At 74.0% G+C, this 18,598-nt stretch carries 15 protein-coding genes; 4 read left to right on the top strand and 11 right to left on the bottom strand.

Features of this window, described 5'->3' with window-relative positions:
- Nucleotides 1-472 precede the first annotated feature (472 nt).
- Nucleotides 473-1,477, bottom strand: a complete 1,005-nt coding sequence (locus tag CRP52_RS20085; RefSeq protein ID WP_097237667.1) for a stage II sporulation protein M — start codon at nucleotides 1,475-1,477, stop codon at nucleotides 473-475.
- Nucleotides 1,478-1,794: 317 nt separating this feature from the next.
- Between CRP52_RS20085 and CRP52_RS20080 the strand changes: the two genes are divergently transcribed.
- Nucleotides 1,795-2,784, top strand: a complete 990-nt coding sequence (locus tag CRP52_RS20080) for an RDD family protein (protein ID WP_097237666.1) — start codon at nucleotides 1,795-1,797, stop codon at nucleotides 2,782-2,784.
- Nucleotides 2,785-2,839: 55 nt separating this feature from the next.
- Here CRP52_RS20080 and CRP52_RS20075 read toward each other — a convergent pair whose 3' ends face one another.
- Nucleotides 2,840-3,475 (bottom strand): hypothetical protein, encoded by a 636-nt coding sequence (locus CRP52_RS20075; RefSeq protein WP_097237665.1) that lies wholly within the window; start codon nucleotides 3,473-3,475, stop codon nucleotides 2,840-2,842.
- A 109-nt stretch (nucleotides 3,476-3,584) separates the two neighbouring features.
- Here CRP52_RS20075 and CRP52_RS20070 point away from each other — a divergent pair, with 109 nt between their 5' ends.
- Nucleotides 3,585-4,097, top strand: a complete 513-nt coding sequence (locus CRP52_RS20070) for a SigE family RNA polymerase sigma factor (protein ID WP_097240208.1) — start codon at nucleotides 3,585-3,587, stop codon at nucleotides 4,095-4,097.
- The gene (locus tag CRP52_RS20065; protein ID WP_097237664.1) at nucleotides 4,094-5,134 is read left to right on the top strand and encodes a hypothetical protein; all 1,041 of its coding nucleotides are present in this window, start codon (nucleotides 4,094-4,096) and stop codon (nucleotides 5,132-5,134) included. The genes CRP52_RS20070 and CRP52_RS20065 overlap by 4 nt, the downstream gene beginning before the upstream one ends.
- Before the next feature lie 109 nt (nucleotides 5,135-5,243).
- On the opposite strand, the gene ahcY is transcribed toward CRP52_RS20065, so the two are convergent.
- From ahcY to CRP52_RS20035, 6 genes are all read right to left on the bottom strand, one after another.
- On the bottom strand, nucleotides 5,244-6,692 hold the full coding sequence (gene ahcY / locus CRP52_RS20060; protein ID WP_097237663.1) for an adenosylhomocysteinase: 1,449 nt from the start codon (nucleotides 6,690-6,692) through the stop codon (nucleotides 5,244-5,246).
- Between the two features lie 313 nt (nucleotides 6,693-7,005).
- Nucleotides 7,006-7,980 carry a cation diffusion facilitator family transporter gene (locus CRP52_RS20055; protein WP_097237662.1) on the bottom strand — a complete coding sequence of 325 codons (975 nt, stop codon included), beginning with the start codon at nucleotides 7,978-7,980 and terminating at the stop codon, nucleotides 7,006-7,008.
- Nucleotides 7,981-8,067: 87 nt separating this feature from the next.
- Nucleotides 8,068-9,312, bottom strand: a complete 1,245-nt coding sequence (locus CRP52_RS20050; protein ID WP_097237661.1) for an SIS domain-containing protein — start codon at nucleotides 9,310-9,312, stop codon at nucleotides 8,068-8,070.
- Between the two features lie 77 nt (nucleotides 9,313-9,389).
- A complete protein-coding gene (locus CRP52_RS20045) occupies nucleotides 9,390-9,572 on the bottom strand; it encodes a Trm112 family protein (RefSeq protein WP_097237660.1) in 183 nt (60 codons plus the stop codon).
- 112 nt (nucleotides 9,573-9,684) lie between these two features.
- Complete coding sequence (locus tag CRP52_RS20040; RefSeq protein ID WP_097237659.1) at nucleotides 9,685-11,070, bottom strand: phosphomannomutase/phosphoglucomutase; 1,386 nt, start codon at nucleotides 11,068-11,070, stop codon at nucleotides 9,685-9,687.
- 122 nt (nucleotides 11,071-11,192) lie between these two features.
- Nucleotides 11,193-11,609 (bottom strand): DUF3499 domain-containing protein, encoded by a 417-nt coding sequence (locus CRP52_RS20035; RefSeq protein WP_097240207.1) that lies wholly within the window; start codon nucleotides 11,607-11,609, stop codon nucleotides 11,193-11,195.
- A 112-nt stretch (nucleotides 11,610-11,721) separates the two neighbouring features.
- Here CRP52_RS20035 and CRP52_RS20030 point away from each other — a divergent pair, with 112 nt between their 5' ends.
- On the top strand, nucleotides 11,722-12,174 hold the full coding sequence (locus tag CRP52_RS20030) for a metallopeptidase family protein (protein WP_097237658.1): 453 nt from the start codon (nucleotides 11,722-11,724) through the stop codon (nucleotides 12,172-12,174).
- Nucleotides 12,175-12,239: 65 nt separating this feature from the next.
- On the opposite strand, the gene CRP52_RS20025 is transcribed toward CRP52_RS20030, so the two are convergent.
- The 3 genes from CRP52_RS20025 to CRP52_RS20015 form a co-directional block, all read right to left on the bottom strand.
- Nucleotides 12,240-13,976 (bottom strand): DUF5719 family protein, encoded by a 1,737-nt coding sequence (locus tag CRP52_RS20025; RefSeq protein ID WP_257032689.1) that lies wholly within the window; start codon nucleotides 13,974-13,976, stop codon nucleotides 12,240-12,242.
- 6 nt (nucleotides 13,977-13,982) lie between these two features.
- Nucleotides 13,983-17,870, bottom strand: coding sequence for a glycosyltransferase family 2 protein (locus CRP52_RS40550; RefSeq protein WP_097237657.1), 3,888 nt, complete (start codon nucleotides 17,868-17,870; stop codon nucleotides 13,983-13,985).
- 263 nt (nucleotides 17,871-18,133) lie between these two features.
- Entirely contained in the window at nucleotides 18,134-18,406 is a 273-nt protein-coding gene (locus CRP52_RS20015; protein WP_030062195.1) for a WhiB family transcriptional regulator, read from the bottom strand.
- Nucleotides 18,407-18,598 lie beyond the last annotated feature (192 nt).

Here is an 18,598-nt window from a genome sequence, read left to right as displayed (position 1 = left end):
CAAAAGGAATCTCCAACCCCAGGAAACCTGAGGCCGGGGATGTCAACATATCTGGCGTTGACTTTTGGCACGCTGTTGAGTTCTCAAGGAACGGACGCTTCCTTCGGACCGCCTTCCAGCGGACCCTCCGGGCTTCGTTCTTTCGTGTTCCCAGCTTATCAGATCTTCTCGGCCGTTCTTACCGGCTTCGTTTTTCCGAATTCCCGCTGGGGGGATTTCCTGCAAACTTCGCTCCGAAGCTTATCAAAGCTTTCGGTGTGCTCAGTTTGCGGGATTTGCTTCGTCGGAGGGCGCGCATTTCGTGAAACGCGCTCGCCTCGATTTCGGCGGTGTCGTAGACACTAACGCCCGGGCCCGACCGTTGTCCAGTCAGTCCCAACCGTTCAAACCTACTAGCCCACCCCCACCAAGTCAATGGTTCGGCTGGGATGAGGGAAGACTAGCAGGTCAGAGGGCTGTTGATCTCATCGGCTCAGGCCGCGACGGGCTGCAGGTCCGCCTGGTCGGCCGCGTCCACATCGCCGAACTCGCCGCCCTCCGCGGCCTTTCGGCCCAACACCAGGGCGTAAAGAAGGAAGGCGACCTCCGCCAACAAGCCGATGGCGATGCGGGCCCAGGTCGGCAGGCCGGACGGGGTCACGAAGGCTTCGAGGACGCCGGAGACCGCCAGCACCGTCGTCAGCCCGATGGACATGCCGATGATCGAGCGGCCCTGTTCCGCCAGGGCCACCGCGCGGGTGCGCGGCCCCGGGTCGATGACGGTCCAGCCGAGGCGCAGGCCGAAGCCGCCGGCCACGAAGACCGCGGTCAGCTCCAGCAGGCCGTGCGGGATGAGCAGGCCGAGGAAGGTGTCGAGGCGCCCGGCGGAGGCCATCAGCCCGACGCCGATGCCGAGGTTCACCACGTTGGTCCACATCACGTAGAGCACCGGGATGCCGAGCGCGATCCCGAACAGCAGGCACTGCACGGCGATCCACGCGTTGTTCGTCCAGACCTGCGCGGCGAAGGAGCTGGCCGGCCGGTCCGAGTAGTACGCCTCGTACTGTCCGCCGGGGCGGGTCAGCTCCCGCAGGCGGTCGGGGGCGACGAGGCTGTTGCGGACCTCCGGGTGGCTGACCATCCACCACGCGAGCAGCGCGGTGGCGAGCAGCGAGACGATCGCGACCGGCAGCCACCAGCGGCGCGCGCGGTACAGCGCGGCCGGGAAGCTCACCGTGTAGTAGCGGGCGACGTCCTGCCAGCCGTTGGTCCGGGCGCCGGTCACCGCGCTGCGCGAGCGCGAGACCAGGCTGGTCAGCCGGCTCAGCAGGGCCGGGTCCGGAGCCGCGGCCTGGACCTTGGCGAGATGGCCGGTGGCGCGCTGGTAGAGGGTGACGAGTTCGTCCGCCTCTTCTCCGTTGAGCCGGCGCCTGCGGGCGAGGGCGTCCAGCCGGGCCCACTCCCCCTGGTGGGTGGCGACGAAGACGTCCAGGTCCATTCGGCGGCTCCATGATCGGCGGTGGTCGCGGACGTGCGTGCGCGGGTGGGCGGGCAGGTACGGACGGACAGACGTACAGACGGACGGACACGTGCGGCCCAGCATGCCAGCAGCCGTCACCGCCCCGACCTCCGGGGATCTCACTTCCCGTGTGCCCACCGGGAGTCGTATGTTGGCGGCTGCGGATCAGACTGCGGAGAGCGGATCCTGGGGGCCGATCCGAACCGGATCCCTCCCCCCGGCGCTGCCGCTCTCGATGGTCCCGGATCTCCATGGGCGAGCCGTACGGGCTCCAAGACTGTGAACGGACAGGTGTCTTGAGCGACCTGGTGACGGGTGAGGCGGTCGTCCTCGGCCTGCAGACGGCGAAGCTTCCGAGCCGGGCGCTGGCGATCGTGCTCGACCTGCTCGTGGAGTTCGCCGCCATGCTGGTGTTCACGCTGCTGCTGAGCGTCGCTCTGGTCGACGTCGACGGCGCGGCGCTGGCGGCCACCATGATCGGCCTGATGGTGTTCTTCCTGGTCGCCGTCCCGGTGATGGTGGAGACCCTCAGCCACGGACGCTCCCTCGGCAAGGCCGCGCTCGGCCTGCGCGTGGTGCGCGTCGACGGCGGCCCGGTGCGGTTCCGGCACTCGCTGGTGCGCGGGCTGGTCGGCTTCTTCGAACTGATCGCCCTGACCGGCTCCCCCGCCGTGATCACCTCGGCGGTGCACACCGAGGGCAAGCGGCTCGGCGACATCTTCGCCGGGACGGTGGTCGTCCGCGAGCGCACCCCGGGTGGCTCCGGCGCCCCGTTGCCGCCGGTGCACCCGCACCTGCTGCAGGTGATGGGGCACGAGCTGGTCGCGATGGACCTGTCTGCCGTGCCGGAGCCACTCTGGCTCGCCGTCCGCCAACTGCTCGGCCGGATCGGCCAGTTGGACCCGTCGGTGATGAACCGGATGACTGCCCGGCTGGCCGAGGACCTGTCCGCACGGATCGGCCGTCCGGTCGCACCGGGGCTGCACCCGGCGGCATACCTGGGCGCGGTGCTGACCGAGCGCCAGCGGCGGGAGTGGGAGCGCGCCCAGCAGCAGCTGCGAGCGGCCGGGCCGATACCCGTGCAGATGACGGCACCCGTACAGATGCCGGTACCCGCGCAGGGGCCGACGCCCCGCCCGGCCTCCGAACCGGCTCCGGGCACGGTCCACGGAAGGCCCACCCGGGTCCTCGGACTGCCGACGACGCCCGCCCCGACGGCCCCAGCCCCCGCAACGCCGTCCCTCGACAAGCCCGCCCCCGGCGCCGGCTTCGCCCCGCCCTCCTGAGCCCGCCCCCGCAGCACCCGCCCCGCAGCACCCGGCCCTCAGTCCCCGGTCCCCGCTACTCCTCGCCCCCTACCCGCCAGGCGTTCGGCGGCGACTCCAGCTCCTCCAGCTCGATCCCCTCCGCCGCCAGCACCACGTCCCCCGCCAGGTGCACGACCTGCTGCTCCCCCGTCTCCAGGTCCGCGACCTGGTACCGCTCGACCAGCAGCGGCCCCGAATCGGTCTGGTGCGTGTCGACGCCATCCAGCAGCCACCCCTGGTCGAGGGTGCGCGGCGCGAGCACCGGCTCGGTGAACGCCACCAGCCGCACCCGCGCGCTCGCCCCCTCCCGCAGCCGCAGCAGCCGGGCGGTGGCGACCAGGAAGCCCGGCGAGCGGCCGGTGAAGGCGTGCGCCCGGTCGTGGCCCTCCGTCGTGTGCTCGCCGCCGGGGTCGGCCGCGTCGGTCCGGACCCAGGCCACCCCGTCCACCGCACCGCCGCGCACCTGCCAGCCCGCGGCCCGCAGTTCCATCCGCAGCGGCCGGGCCCGCGAGTCCAGGGTGAGGTCGACGCTGCCGAGCACCCGGCCGTCCGGCGCGTAGGTCTTGGAGACGTACCGCCACCCGGCCGCCCCGGGGGCGCAGCTGAAGCGCTCCTCCCCGAGCAGGACGTGGTCGTGGGTGTCGTGGAGCGAGTACCGGCCGTTGGGCATGCCCGAAGCCTACGTGCGCCCGCCCGTGCAACGTTCCCGGGTGGTCCGCGCATTAGGGGGGTGGACGGCGCCGGGACCGGTGCCGCCACCATGACGAGAGGGGGTGCAGATGGCGAAGCAGACGCGCGACGAGGGGTTCACGGACTACGTGGCCTCCAGGAGCGGCTGGCTGCGGAAGGTCGCCTATCTGCTGTGCGGGGACTGGCACCGGGCCGACGACCTGGTCCAGGAGACGATCACCAAGCTGTACGTGAACTGGGCGAGGGCCCGGCGGGTGGAGAACCTGGACGGCTACGCCCGCCGGGTGCTGGTCAACACCTTTCTGGGCGAGCAGCGCACCGCGTGGTGGCGCCGCACCGTACGGACCGACGGCGAACCGGAGACCGTCGCCGTGGCGCTCGACCTGGACACCTCCCTGGACCTGCGCCGGGCGCTGGCCGCCCTGCCGCCCCGCCAGCGGGCCACGGTGGTCCTGCGGTACTACTGCGACCTGTCGATCGATCAGGCCGCCGAGGCCATGGCCTGTTCGCCGGGCAACGTGAAGAGCCAGAGCTCCCGCGCGCTGGAGGCCCTGCGCAGGGCCCTCGTTCCCCTCCCCTCCGTCCCAGAGAGGACGTCATGACCATCGGACCGGACGAGCTGACCGACCGCCTGACGGCTCTGGCCGAGGAACCGGCCCCGCCGCCCACCTTCGACCCGGCCGCGTCCATCGCCCGCGGGCGGTCCCGGCTGCGCCGGCGCCGTGCAGCCCTGCTCGGCGCGGTGGCCGCGGTCACCGCCGCCGTGGTCACCACCACCCTGCTGCTGCCCTCCGGCGGCGGCGCACCGGCCACCACCCGCCTGGTACCGGCGGGCCGGGGCGAGGCCGGCACGCCGGCGCCGCCCGCCGCGCCCGCGGTGCCGGTCGGCAGCGCGACCGACCCCCTGGTCGTCCGGGCCACCTTCGGCTGGCTCCCCGAGTGGCTGGACCCCGTGACCGGCATCAGCCACACCGCGACCGGCACCGACGTCGTCACCTCCGCCGCCCAGCCCGGCCCCTCCGGCCGCCGGATCGAGCTGCTCGTCTTCCAGGACGCGGCCGAGCCCTCGCTCAGCCAGTCGGCGACGCAGAAGCAGGAGAAGCAGCCGGCCCCCCAGGTGAACGGCCGGACCGCGTACTGGGTCGTCGACCCGACGCATCCGACGTACGACGGGCGGCGCCTGCTGCGCTGGCAGACCTCCTCCGGCCGGTGGGCGCAGCTCCTGTCGAACCGCAGCAGCACCGAGGTCCCCGACGAGGTGCTGCTGCGGGTCGCGGCCGACGTCAAGGTGGGTGAGAAGCCGGTCCCGCTCCCGTTCTGGCTGTCCGGACTGCCCGAGGGCGTCCGCCCGACCGAGGCCGTGCTGAGCCGTCCCGGCAACGGGCAGCCCTGGTCCGCCGGCCTCGCGTTCTCCGGCGGCGGCATGACCGCAGGAATCATCGTGGCCCCGGCGGGCCCGCTGTCCTACGGGAAGTACGCGACGAAGTGCCGGGAGGAGCAGGGCCTTCAGGTCTGTGCGACGGCCGAGTCCGACAGCGTGCCGCTGGTCGAGCGGTTCGGGGGCCTGGAGGCCATGACCGGGCTGGTGCACCTCACGGGTGCCGCCGAGAGCACCTGGACCACGAACGTCCTGCGCTGACCCGACGGCCCGCTGACCCGAGGGCTCGACGGCCCGGCTGACCCGGACACGCCGGTGGCCGGCACCCCCGCCCAGGGGTGCCGGCCACCGGCGTACGGGCGTCACCGCATCAGTAGCGGTACTGCTCCGCCTTGTACGGGCCCTCGACCGGAACGCCGATGTAGTCGGCCTGCTCCTGGGTCAGGGTGGTCAGCTTCACGCCCAGCGCGTCGAGGTGCAGGCGGGCGACCTTCTCGTCCAGGTGCTTCGGCAGCACGTAGACGCCGATCGGGTACTGCTCGGTCTTCGTGAACAGCTCGATCTGGGCGATCGTCTGGTTGGCGAAGGAGTTGGACATCACGAAGGACGGGTGGCCGGTCGCGTTGCCCAGGTTCAGCAGGCGGCCCTCGGAGAGGACGATGATGGTGCGGCCGTCGGCCTTGCGCCACTCGTGGACCTGCGGCTTGACCTCGGTCTTCACGATGCCGGGCAGCTGCGCCAGGCCGGCCATGTCGATCTCGTTGTCGAAGTGGCCGATGTTGCCGACGATGGCCTGGTGCTTCATCCGGGCCATGTGCGAGGCCATGATGATGTCCTTGTTGCCCGTGGTCGTGATGAAGATGTCGGCGGTCTCGACGACGTCATCGAGGGTGGCGACCTGGTAGCCGTCCATCGCCGCCTGGAGCGCGCAGATCGGGTCGATCTCGGTGACGATGACGCGGGCGCCCTGGCCGCGCAGCGACTCGGCGCAGCCCTTGCCGACGTCGCCGTAGCCGCAGACGACCGCGACCTTGCCGCCGATCAGGACGTCGGTGGCGCGGTTGATGCCGTCGATGAGCGAGTGGCGGCAGCCGTACTTGTTGTCGAACTTCGACTTGGTGACCGAGTCGTTGACGTTGATGGCCGGGAACAGCAGCTGGCCGTCACGGTGCATCTCGTACAGGCGGTGGACACCGGTGGTGGTCTCCTCGGTCACGCCCTTGATGGTGGCGGCGACCTCGGTCCACTTGTTCGGGGTGTCCTTGAGGGTGCGGTTGAGCAGCTCCAGGATGATCCGGAACTCGTCGTTGTCCGCGGTGGACGGGTCCGGCGCGGCGCCGGCCTTCTCGAACTCGACGCCCTTGTGGATCAGCAGGGTGGCGTCGCCGCCGTCGTCCAGGATCATGTTCGGGGTCTTGCCGTCAGGCCAGGTCAGGGCCTGCTCGGTGCACCACCAGTACTCCTCCAGCGTCTCGCCCTTCCAGGCGAAGACCGGCACGCCCTGCGGGTTCTCCGGGGTGCCCTCCGGGCCGACGGCGATGGCGGCGGCCGCGTGGTCCTGGGTGGAGAAGATGTTGCAGGAGCACCAGCGGACCTCGGCGCCGAGGGCGGTGAGGGTCTCGATCAGCACGGCGGTCTGGACCGTCATGTGCAGCGAGCCGGTGATGCGGGCGCCGGCCAGCGGCTGCGAGGCGGCGTACTCGGCGCGGATGGACATCAGACCGGGCATCTCGTGCTCGGCCAGCTGGATCTCCTTGCGGCCGAACGGCGCCAGGGAAAGGTCGGCGACCTTGAAGTCACCGGTGATGTCGGTCGACATGCGTCTGCTCCTCGCTGATGGGGGTGGGGCCGAAGGTCCGGGTGTTGTGTCGCGCTCGACGGACCGTACGGGTGTACGGCCGCGCCCGGGCGGCCGGATCCCCGCGGTGGCGGACCGGCTCCCTGCGCAGCACAAACCGTCGGAGGACCTCTCTCCCTCGACCGGCGCACACCCTACGGGTGCGGGCCGCCGATCGACCGCCATCAGCAGCGACGTTCTGGCTCTGGGGACGAATCTACACCGATGGCCCCATCGGCCGTCTGCCGATGACCGATTTCGACCCGCCGCCGGGGAGCGGGCCCGCTCCGCGGAGTCACGCGTCCGCGGGCCCCGGGCCTCCCGGCGTGGCGGCCGGGTCCTCGCCCGCCGCGGCCTTCTCGGCGCTGTAGACGTCGGGCTCCAGGTAGATCGCCCGGGCGATCGGGACGGCCGACCGGACCCGCTCCTCGGCCGCGTCGATGGCCGCAGCCACCCGCGCCGCGCTGTCCTCCGCGTTGACCGCGATCTTGGCGGCGACCAGCAGCTCCTCCGGGCCCAGGTGCATGGTCCGCATGTGGATCACCCCGGTGACCGAGCGGCCGTCCACCAGCGCCTCGCGGATCCGCCGCACCGAGTCCTTGTCGGCGGACTCGCCGAGCAGCAGCGACTTGGTCTCCAGGGCGAGCACCACGGCGATCACCACCAGCAGGACGCCGATGCACAGGGTGCCGATGCCGTCCCAGACGCCGTCCCCGGTGATCACCGTGAGCGAGACGCCGAACAGCGCGAGCACCAGGCCGATCAGCGCGCCGGTGTCCTCCAGCAGCACCACCGGCAGCTCCGGAGCCTTGGCGGTGCGGATGAACTGCGGCCAGCTCTGCCCGCCCTTGATCTTCGCCGACTCGCGCACCGCGGTGAGGAAGGACCAGCCCTCCGTCGCGATGGCGAAGACCAGCACGCCGACCGCCCAGCCCCAGGAGTCCAGCGCCTCCGGGTGGTTGACCTTGTGCCAGCCCTCGTAGACCGCGAACAGGCCACCGACGCTGAACAGCACGATGGCCACCAGGAAGCCGTACACGTAGCGCTCGCGGCCGTACCCGAACGGGTGCTCCTCGTCCGCCGCCCGGCGCGCCCGCTTGCCGCCGACCAGCAGCAGCACCTGGTTGCCGGAGTCGGCCACCGAGTGCACGCCCTCGGCCAGCATCGAGGAGGAGCCGGTGAAGCCGAAGGCGGTGAACTTGGCCGCCGCGATCGCCAGATTCGCGGACAGCGCCGCCACCAGTGCCTTGGTGCCGCCTTCGGTACTCATGCGAAGAAGTCCTCACGGTTCGGTCAAGCGTCGTCGAGCGTCGAGCGCTTACCGTACCGGCCGGAGCTTGCCCGGCGGCCGACCGTCTCAGGCCTGCGCCGCGGCGAGCCCCAGGTAGACGGCGGCGAAGTCGGCCAGCGCGACCAGGTCGACCAGCGCGTGCAGCGCCTCCGGCCGGGTGCTCGCGTACTCGGTCAGCCGGACGTCGTGCCCGGCGGCCAGCCGGTGCGCCCTGCTCACGCCGAAGCTGCGCGGGCCGGCGTCCTCCTCCGGCACCTCGGCCGGGCCGTCCTGCTCCTCCGGCGATCCGGCCGTCCCCGGCGCGTGCCGCAGCAGCAGCACCTGGAGGTGCAGCGGGTCCGGCTCCTCGACCCGGTCGCGGAAGAAGTCGTCCGGGTCCGCGCCCGCGCCCAACTGCCCGGTGAACATGCCCCGGTGGGCGGTGAGCACCTGCGGCAGCTCCCCGGCCAGCGCCGGCCGCCCGGCCCGGTCGGCCAGCTGGGCGGCGAAGCGGGCGGCGGCCGCCCCGGCGATCGGGCCCTCGGCCCACAGCAGCGGGACGGTCCCGGCCAGCCGCGCGGCCAGGCCCTTCGCCGGGTTGGTGTACGCGGCCGCGTCCGGGCGGCAGCGCACCGCGGTGGCGTCCAGCAGGTCGGCGACGCCCGGCAGCGCGTCGTACGGCAGCTGGGTGAGGCCGATCTTCTGGGCCAGCGCCAGCAGCGGGGTGAGGTGGGACCAGAGCGCGGCCGGGTCCTCGGGCGGCAGGTCCGGCTCGGCGGCCGCGACGGGCGGGCCGTCCTCGGGCAGCATCGAGGTCACGTACGGCAGCGGCAGCGCGCGCACCTGCAGCGCGGCCTCGGCCAGCGCGGTGCCCGTCGGGGCGGTGACGACGATGGCGCAGCCGCGCGCGTAGGCCTGCTCGGCGAGGCCGACCAGGCCCTGCTCGCCGCCGCCGGCGGAGCTGATCACCAGCAGGTCGAGCGGGCCGGCCCAGCCCGGCAGCTGCCAGCCGAGCCCGGCGGTGAACGCGGGCGGGGCACCGGCCCGGTCGGCGCGCGGGGCGGCCGCCTCGGACGGCGGCAGCGGGACGACCAGGCTGGCGGTGCCGGCCAGCGCGGCCAGCATCCCGGCGGCGGTCAGCGCACTGCCGTGCCCGGCGACCAGCACGGCGCGCGGACGTCCGTCCGGGCTCAGCCGGTCGAGGCCGGCCGCGTCGGCCTGCCGCAGCGCGGTGCGGACCCGGGCGCCGGCCCCGGCCAGGGCGAGCAGCGCGCGGTCCTGGTCGGCGCGCTGGAGGGCGGCCGGATCGTCGAGCAGGGTGTCGTCGAGCATGCGGCGGGCCTCCGGCTGCGGTCCTGGACGGCTGGCGGGGTGGGGCTTCGCCCCGGGGCGTCAGACACGCCCAAGCATCAGGCCGGGCGGCGGGCCTCGTCCACCAGGAGCACCGGAATGCCGTCGCGGACCGGGTACGCGAGGCCGCAGTCCGCGCCGGTGCAGACCAGCTCGGGCTGCTCCTCGGTGCCGCCCTCGGCGAGCGCGGCCCGGCACTGCGGGCAGACCAGGATCTCCAGCAGGAAGGATTCGAGCTTCATGGGGGCTCTCCAAAGATCGGTGGTGGCACGGAGGTGCCCCGGCCGATAGGCAACCCTACCGGCCGGGGCATCACGCGCTGAGCTCAGGCGCGTCCGCCCGGGCGGGCCGTGGTCAGCCGCGGACGATGGCCAGCACGCCGTCGCGCAGCTCGGCCATCTTCGCCGGGTCCTTGGCCTCGACGTTCAGGCGCAGCAGCGGCTCGGTGTTGGAGGCGCGCAGGTTGAACCACCAGTCCGGGCCGGCCACGGTCAGGCCGTCCAGCTCGTCCACGCTGGTGCCCTCCAGCCCGGCGTAGGCGGCGCGGACGGCGGCGGTGCTGGCGGCCTGGTCGGCGACGGTGCTGTTGATCTCGCCGGAGGCGGCGTAGCGGTCGTACTCGGCGGTCAGCGCGGAGAGCGTGCCGGGCTGCCCGCCGAGCGCGGCCAGCACGTGCAGCGCGGCCAGCATGCCGGTGTCGGCGCGCCAGAAGTCGCGGAAGTAGTAGTGGGCGGAGTGCTCGCCGCCGAAGACGGCGTCGGTGACGGCCATCTCCTGCTTGATGAAGGAGTGGCCGACCCTGGTGCGCACCGGCTTCCCGCCGAGCTCGCGGACCACCTCGGGGACGGTCCAGGAGGTGATCAGGTTGTGGATGATCGTCGGCTCGGCCTCGCCGGCGGCCTTGGCGCGGGCGATCTCGCGGGCGGCGACCAGGGCGGTGATCGCGGACGGGGAGACCGGCTCGCCGCGCTCGTCCACGACGAAGCAGCGGTCGGCGTCGCCGTCGAAGGCCAGGCCCACGTCGGCGCCGACCTCGCGGACCTTGGCCTGCAGGTCGACCAGGTTCTTCGGGTCGAGCGGGTTGGCCTCGTGGTTGGGGAAGGTGCCGTCCAGCTCGAAGTACATCGGGACGAGCTCGATCGGCAGGCCGTCGAAGACGGTCGGCACGGTGTGGCCGCCCATGCCGTTGCCGGCGTCCACCGCGACCTTGAGCGGGCGGATCGCGGTGAGGTCGACCAGGCCCAGCAGGTGGTCGGCGTAGCCGCGCAGGGTGTCCTGCTCGGAGAGCACGCCGGGCTTCACGTCCCGGGCCGGGACCGTGACGGTGTCGTCCTCGGCCGTCCAGGACTCGACCAGCTCGCGGATCTCGGACAGGCCGGTGTCCTGGCCGACCGGGGCGGCGCCGGCCCGGCACAGCTTGATGCCGTTGTACTGGGCCGGGTTGTGGCTGGCGGTGAACATCGCGCCGGGCAGGTCGAGCTTGCCGCTGGCGTAGTAGAGCTGGTCGGTCGAGCAGAGCCCGATCTGCACCACGTCGGCGCCGTAGGCGGCGGCGCCCTCGGCGAAGGCCAGGCTCAGCGCCGGGGAGGAGGGGCGCATGTCGTGGCCGACCACGATCGCGGTCGCGCCGGTGACCTGCACGAACGCGGCACCGAAAGCCCGGGACAGGCTTTCGTCCCACTGGTCCGGGACGACGCCTCGGACGTCGTACGCCTTCACGAGCTGCTTGAGGTCGCGCACTGCGGCTCCACCTGGTCTCTGTACTGAACACGTCGGTGCCACCGCCCGTCCGGTCGACGGGTGCGGTGGCGGTAGACGGGCAGCGTACCTGTGCCGGACGAACGCGCGGTGCGCGTACGGCGTCAGTTCTCCGGTGAGCGAAGGACCCGGAGGTGGCCCCGGCGGCTGCCCTCGGTGGACTCGCCCTCGGGCGACCGGGCCTGACGGGGGGTCTGCGGGCGGGCGGCCTCGCGGACGGCGTTGGCGAGCGCTTCCAGGTCGTCGCTGCTGCGGCGCAGCGGCCCGGCCTCGGCGGCGAGCCGGACGACCTCCCAGCCGCGCGGGGCGGTGAGGCGCTCGGCGTGCTCGGCGCACAGGTCGTAGCAGTGCGGCTCGGCGTAGGTGGCGAGCGGGCCCAGAACGGCGGTGGAGTCCGCGTAGACGTACGTCAGCGTTGCGACGGCCGGCCGGCCGCACGCGGTCCGCGAACAACGACGTACAGAGCTCACGAGGGTGGACGGTACAGCACTCCCCGCCGGGGAGCGAAGACCGCCTGCCAGGAGGGTGTGCCGTGTCGCCTCCGAGCGCCGGGGGCGCGTCTCGACCGCCCCGGGCGATTCCCCGCCGGAGTGGTCCACTTCCGACCGTCCAAGGACTACTCTCGGCAGTGATATGGACAGCTCCGCACCGCAGTCATCGACAGGCCCAGCGCGCCGCCCCCGGCACCGGGACCGGCACGGCAGGGGGCTGCGCGGCCCCCTGGCGCCGCCGCAGGTGCCGATCTCGCTCACCCGCTCCGAACTGTTCGACGACTACGTGCGCGAGTCGGTGGAACGGCTGGAGCGGCGTTGGCCGCAGCTGATCGAGGTCGAGTTCGCCGTCCAGGAGGTGCCGCTGCACGAGCCGGACGGCGCGGACACCGAGGACGGCGTTCCGCTGGGGCGGGTGTCGCCGGGCAAGCAGGGGCACAAGAGCCAGATCGTGGTGTACCGGCGGCCGGTGGAGATCCGGGCGAAGACCCGGGAGGACCGGGCGGCGCTGGTGCACGAGATCCTGATCGAGCAGGTCGCCGAGCTGCTGGGGCTCTCCCCGGACGCGATCGACCCGCGCTACGACGAGGACTGACACCGCAGGACGGGCGGTCGGGCGGTCGGGGGCGGCACCCGGGAGGTGCCGCCCCCGACGGCTGCTCAGCGCAGGACGACGCCCGGGTCCTGGGCGGCCTGCGGGACCTTGACGGTGCTGCGGTCGTCGCGCAGCGCCTGGATGGTGAACATCGGCACGTCCTTGGCGGGGATGGAGAGCATCCGGGCGGCGACCACCGGGCCGCCGGAGACGGTCTCCACCGTGAGCGCGAAGACGCCGTTCAGCCCGGCGGGCTCGGGCGCCGGGAGGGCGACCGTGCCGCCGGCCGGGAGCTGGACCTCCTTGGTGGCCGGGGTGCCGCCGCCGCTGCCGGCCGAGGCGGTGACCCGGACGGTGGCGGCGTCGCCGGTGGAGGTCAGGTAGAGCGTGGAGGCGCCGGCCCGGTTGTCGGCGACGGTGGCCCGCGCGCCGACCGGGACGGTGCCGGTGAGCCAGGCCGCGTCGCTCTTGCCGTTGCCCGCCGCGCGGTCGACCCGCAGCCCGGCCACGATCGGCGTGGGGTGCTTGTCGTCGCTGGGCGACAACCGCAGCCCGGCGACCTCGTCCCGGGTGACCTTGCCGAGGTCGACGGCGGCCACCATGCCCGCCTTGACGTGGATCGACTCGTTGCCGGCCGGGGTGAACCAGCCGTTCTTGCCGGAGAGCTGGATCTTCAGGTCGGCGTCGTCCTCCGGCGGCGCCCAGACCACCAGGCGGGCGGTGGTGGTGTCGGCCGGCAGGCCGGGCAGCACCTGGGTGGCGGCCGGGGCGGCGGAGGCCGGGATCCAGTCCGCGCCCTTGTTGCCGTCGGCGGCGTGCAGCGCGGCGCCGACCCGGCCGGCGCGGACCACCACGTGGACGGCGAGGTCGGTGACGGCGCCCTTGGTGAGGGTCGACAGCAGGACGGACTGCGAGCTGCCGGGGGCGACGGTGAGGCCGTTGGCGGCGTCGTTGTCGATCAGGCCCTTGTCGCCGTACAGCTTGATGTCGACCACGGCGGCGGAGGACTCGGTGTTGACCAGGCTCAGGTAGTCGACCCGGTCGCCGGCGGTGCTGGCCCCGGCGAACCAGAACCCGGTGCCGGCCGGGGTGCAGGTGAGGCCGGACAGGCCGAGGCCCCGCTGCTCGGTGACCACGGTGGTCTGGGTGACGGTGAAGCCGGGGGCGAGGGCGCCGGTGGCGAGGGCCCCGGTGCCGGGTGCGGCGTCTCCGTTGGCGGCCGGGCCGGTGGCCGGGGTGCCGGGCTTGGCGAGGGCCAGCCGGGCGTCCGCGGGCGCGGCGTTCTTGTCCGGGACGGGGGCGGCCGGGCCGGTCGGGGCCGGGGTCGCGGCCGGGGTGGCCGGGGCCGAGGGCGCGCCGGAGGGCGGCGCGGCGGGCGTGGCGGGCGCGGCCTCGTCGGAGAGCCAGCCGGCCCCGCCGGTGGCGGAGCCCGTCCCCGGCGGGGTGTAGGCGCTGAGCGTGGTCGAGCCGGTCAGGCCCTGCAGCGGCTGCGGGCAGACCGCCGCCGTCCGCTCGACCTGCGCGGTGGTCGGCGCCGCCGCCGCGGCCGCCGTGGCCGGGGCGGCCGGAGGGCGCACCTCGGCGATGCCGAACACCGCGGCGAGCACCACCGCGGCGGCGAGCAGGGACGGGGTGGTCTTCGCCCCGCCGCCCTTCCCGGCGAACCGGCCGGGCCCGGCGGCCGGAGCCGGTGCGGACGCGGGCGCGGGTGCGGACGCCGACGACGCAGCCTCGACGGAGGGCTCGACCGGCTCGGCGGCCCCGTCGGCGCCGGACTTCTTCCTGAATGCGGGCTTCTTCATCGCGGGTCAGCTCCCCGATCCGTGCTGGTGCGGGTACCGGCGGCTGCCGTCCGGGTCGTTCGGGTCGTAGTAGGGGTCGGCCTGCTGCTGCCCGGGCATCCAGGGCTGCTGGTGCTCCGGCTGCCCGTACGGGTCGTAGCCGTACTGCTGCTGCTCCGGCTGGTACGGCTGTTCGAAGCCCTGCTGCTCGTAGCCCTGCTGGGGGTGGCCCTGCTGGGGGTAGGCCTCCTGCTGGTGGCCGTCGTACCCGGCAGCGTCGTAGCCCTGGCCGCCGTACGGCGCGGCCACCGGCTGCTGGGCCGCGTACTGGTCGTAGCTGTACGGGTCGGCCTGCTGGTACGTCTGGTACGGGTCGGTGTACGGCTCGGCCTCCTGGACGGCGGCGGCCGCCTGGACCGCCTCGGTCACCGGCTCGCCGGTCGGCTGCGCCGGGACCGCGCCCGGCCGGCCCTCGTACACCCCGGGCTCACCGGCCCCGGGCTCGCCGCCCTCCCCGCCTTCGCCGCGCTCGGCCATCCGGCGGGCCCGGCGGCTGCCGGGGGCGGGGGCCTGCGCCTGGGCGGCGGCGGCCAGCGCGGCGGCGGCCACCACCTCCTCGGGCAGGTCGTCGTCCTTGTGGCTGCGGCGCCCGGGCAGGGCCAGCACCAGGACGGTCAGGCCGAGCAGCACCTGGGCCCAGATCCAGCCGGTGTGGGCAAGGCTGCCCTCGCGGGTGACGCTCAGCTTGCCGCCGCCGGCCGGGAGCTTGAAGCCCTGCGCCCAGCCGTCCACCGTGACGGGCTCCAGGGCGGTGCCGTCCAGGGTGGCCTTCCACTCGGGGGCGGCGGACTCGGCGAGCCGCAGCACCCGGCCGTCCGACCCGGCCGGGACGGTGGTCGAGAGGTCGCGGACGCCGGAGGGCACGACCACCGGGTTGGCGCCCGGGGCGGTGATCACGGCGCGGACCGCGGGGGCGCCGTTGACCTGCCAGAGCGCGGTGCCGTTGTCCTGGTTGGCCTTGACCAGGCCGGGGGTGGTGTCCAGGACGTCCTTGAAGGTGTCGATCACCGGCTGGCGGACCAGCACGTAGGCGATGCCGTAGCCGGCCAGGGCGTTCGCCTGGTCGGCGCCGGAGCCGGCCAGCAGGCTGCCGACCATCCTGTCCAGGCCGGCCTGGGTGCCGGTCGCCGGGTCGACGGTGGACTCGGCCTGGCCGAGCGTCAGGCCGGCGCCGCGCAGCACGGTGTAGCGGACGGCGCCGCCGGCCTTCTCGCCGGTGACGACGAGGGTGCGGGCCCGGTCGGTGGTGCCGGCCTCCTCGGCGATGAAGGCGGGGACCTGGCCGGACGCAGCGCGGTCGAGCGGCTTGCCGGCGCCGGTCAGCGCCCACCACAGGCCGGTGCCCAGCGGGGCCAGCACGGCCGCGGCCACCACCAGAGCGGCCACCGGCTGGCGCCAGCCGAAGGCGATCCCGGCCACGCGGGCGTTGGCGCCGTCGGCGCCGATCGCGGCGGCGGCCAGCAGGGCGATCCCGGCGATCAGGGTGGCCGGGCCGGCCCAGGCGGGCACTGCCGGGCCGCCGGAGGCAGGGGTGACGGAGGTGCCCGCGACGGCGGCCGCGAAGACCAGGCCGGCGCCGGCCGCGCCCCACGCGGCGAGCACCGCCCGGCGGCGGTCGGCGCGCAGCAGCGCGGCGAGCGCCGCGAGGACGACGCCCGCCGACAGCCAGGTCGGCGGCACACCGGCGCCGCCGGGGTTGACCAGCAGCAGGCCGGCCGCGCTCGCGCCGGTGCCGTGCAGGCCGGGCAGCCCGGCCTCCAGCAGCAGCGACTGCGGGTGCGCGAGGACCTTGAGCGACCACGGGGCGAGGAGGCCGACCGGGACGGCGAGGATCAGCAGGACGCGCAGGCCGAGCAGCCGCAGGGCCGTACCGCCGGAACCGAAGGCGCCGCCGCGCACCACCGCGACCACCAGCGTCGCCAGGCAGAGCGGCACCGCGAGCGCCCAGGTCAGCGGGACGAAGGCGGTGGCCAGGGTGAGCAGCAGGACGGCCATCCAGACCGGGCGCCAGCCCGGGCGGGCGCCCTTGGCGGCGCTCTCGTCCCGGATGCCGAGGCCGGCCGCGATCGCGGCGGCGCGGGCCAGCGGCGGCAGCAGCACGGCGAGGACGGCGGTGCCGATCCGGCCCTGGGCGAGCGCGCCGGTCGCGGCGGGCAGCAGCGCGTAGGTGGCGCTGGCCCAGGCGCGGACCAGCTTGGAGTCCAGCAGCGGCCGGGACACCAGGTAGGCGCTGACCGCGGACAGCGGGACGGTGAGCACCACGAGCAGGGTGAGTGCGAGGTCGGCGTGGCCGAACAGCAGCCAGGAGAGCACCGCGAGCGCCCCGAGGTACGGCGGTGCGGCGGCGGTGGAGCCGGTGCCGACGGGGTGCCAGGCGTCCGCGTACATCGACCAGAGGCCGCCGGCGCCGTCGGAGGCGGGCAGCAGGGCGCCGCCGAAGAGCTCGCCGCTGCCGAGCAGGCCGCGGCCGGCGACCAGGGCGAACACCAGCAGGGCGGCGAAGAGCACCGGCGCCGGGCGCCGGGCGAGCTTCTTGATCAGCGCGAACTGCTCGACGACCAGGTCCTCGGAGTCCTCGTCGCCGCCGGCCTCGACCGAGCCGTGCCGGCCGCCGGAGTCGTCGCCGCCCCCTATCCCGAGCGAGCCGATGACGCCCTCGACGGCCAGCCGGGTGGTGGCGCCGGGCGCCGGGAAGAGGGTGCGGTCGTCCAGGGCGTCCGCCGACCTGGTCTGGGCGCGTCGTTTGCGCGCGGCCAGCAGCCGGGGGAACCGGACGAGTTCGTGGCCGAGGCCGGCGAGCTCGTCGAAGGCCTGGCGCGGGTCCTTGCCGAGCAGGTTGGTGACGGCCCGCAGCAGGGTGCCGAGCACCAGCCGCAGCAGGACGTAGGGGAAGAGCGCGCCCCGGCAGTTGGCGAGCAGGGTGTAGACGGCGCCGGCCTTGTCCACCCGGTGCGGGTGGGAGGCGCCGCAGTCGATGGCGCGGCGCTCGCGGCCGGCCGCCTCGGCGTGCCGCAGCACGGCCTCGGGGGCGACCACGACGCGGTGGCCGGCGGCGTTGACCCGCCAGCAGAAGTCGGTGTCGTCCCGCATCAGCGGGAGGGCCTTGTCGAAGCCGCCGAGCTGCTCGAAGACGTCGCGGCGCACCAGCATGCCGGCGCTGGAGACGGCGAGCACCGGGCGGACCTGGTCGTGCTGGCCCTGGTCCTGCTCGCGGCGGTCCAGTCCGGTCCAGCGCCGCCCGGAGCGGGCGATGGTGACGCCGACCTCCAGCAGCTGGCGGCGGTCGTACCAGCTGCGCAGCTTGGGGCCGACCACGGCGGCGCTGGGGGTGGAGTCGGCGACCTGGAGCAGTCGGCGCAGCGCGTCGGTCTGCGGTTCGCAGTCGTCGTGCAGCAGCCAGAGCCACTCGACCGGCTGGGTCTCGCGCGGGCCGCCGCGGCCGAGGTCGTCCTCCTGGGCGAGCGGGTCGCCGAAATCGTCCCAGCCGCCGGTGACCGGGTCGTAGCCGGAGGGGTCGAGCCGGTACGGCAGGTCCTCGGGGCGCAGCGGGGGGCTGTTGAAGACGGCCTCGGCGACGGCCGTGCCGAAGCCGGCCCGGCGGCCGAGGACGAGCGGGCCGCTCTCGGGCAGCCACTCGGCGAGGGTGTCCGCGAGCAGCTGCGGGGAGTTGTCGGTGGATCCGGTGTCGACCGCGAGGACGCGCTGGACCTGACGGTCCTGGCCGAGCAGGCCGGCCAGCGCCTGTGGGAGCCAGCGGGCGCCGTCGTGCGAGACGATCACCGCGGTGACCAGGTGGCGCGGATAGGCGGGCGGCCTGGAAGCGGTGAAGCCGCTCTGGTGGCTGTAGACGGTCATCGAGTGCGCGGGCCCCAGTTCTCGGTGGACACAGCCGGTGAACGGCAACCGGATGGCGCACCACACTAACGGCTCCGGGTGGCCGGTTCGTCCGGGGTGCCGGTGCGGAGACGGTGAAGGAGGGGCCGGGCGGCCAGCGATGCCCAGGCCGTCGGCCGGGAGAGGGGCCGGGAACACGAAAGCGCCCCACCACCGCGGTGAGGCGCCCGTACAGCTGTGCGATTGTCCGTCGTTGGCGACGGGTCAGCGGGGCGGCGCCCCGGTCAGACCGCGCTCTTCTTGAGCCGACGGCGCTCGCGCTCGGAGAGACCGCCCCAGATGCCGAAGCGCTCGTCGTTGGCGAGCGCGTACTCCAGGCATTCCGAACGGACCTCGCAGGCGAGGCAGACCTTCTTGGCCTCGCGGGTCGAGCCGCCCTTCTCGGGGAAGAAGGACTCGGGGTCGGTCTGGGCGCACAACGCGCGCTCCTGCCAACCGAGTTCCTCCTCATCCTCCGCGATGCCGTCCCCGATCAACAGCTCAAAGAGCTCGCTCATGTGGCGCGCCTCCTCTGCCCCTACTTGGCGTCCCCGTGGTTGCCGTTGCCTCGTGCGGCTGACGACACGAGTGAAATTACAGTTGCGTCACTCTGGCCCAGTCAAGCCGAGCTCTGGTATTGAGGCCAGGATTCACTCCCCGGCACCAAGCCGTTACGAATAGTGTACATATTCGGACACATCGGACCTTTT

The sequence above is a fragment of the Streptomyces sp. 1331.2 genome, assembly GCF_900199205.1.
GTDB lineage: Bacteria > Actinomycetota > Actinomycetes > Streptomycetales > Streptomycetaceae > Kitasatospora.
This window is presented reverse-complemented; position numbering and strand designations above follow the sequence as displayed.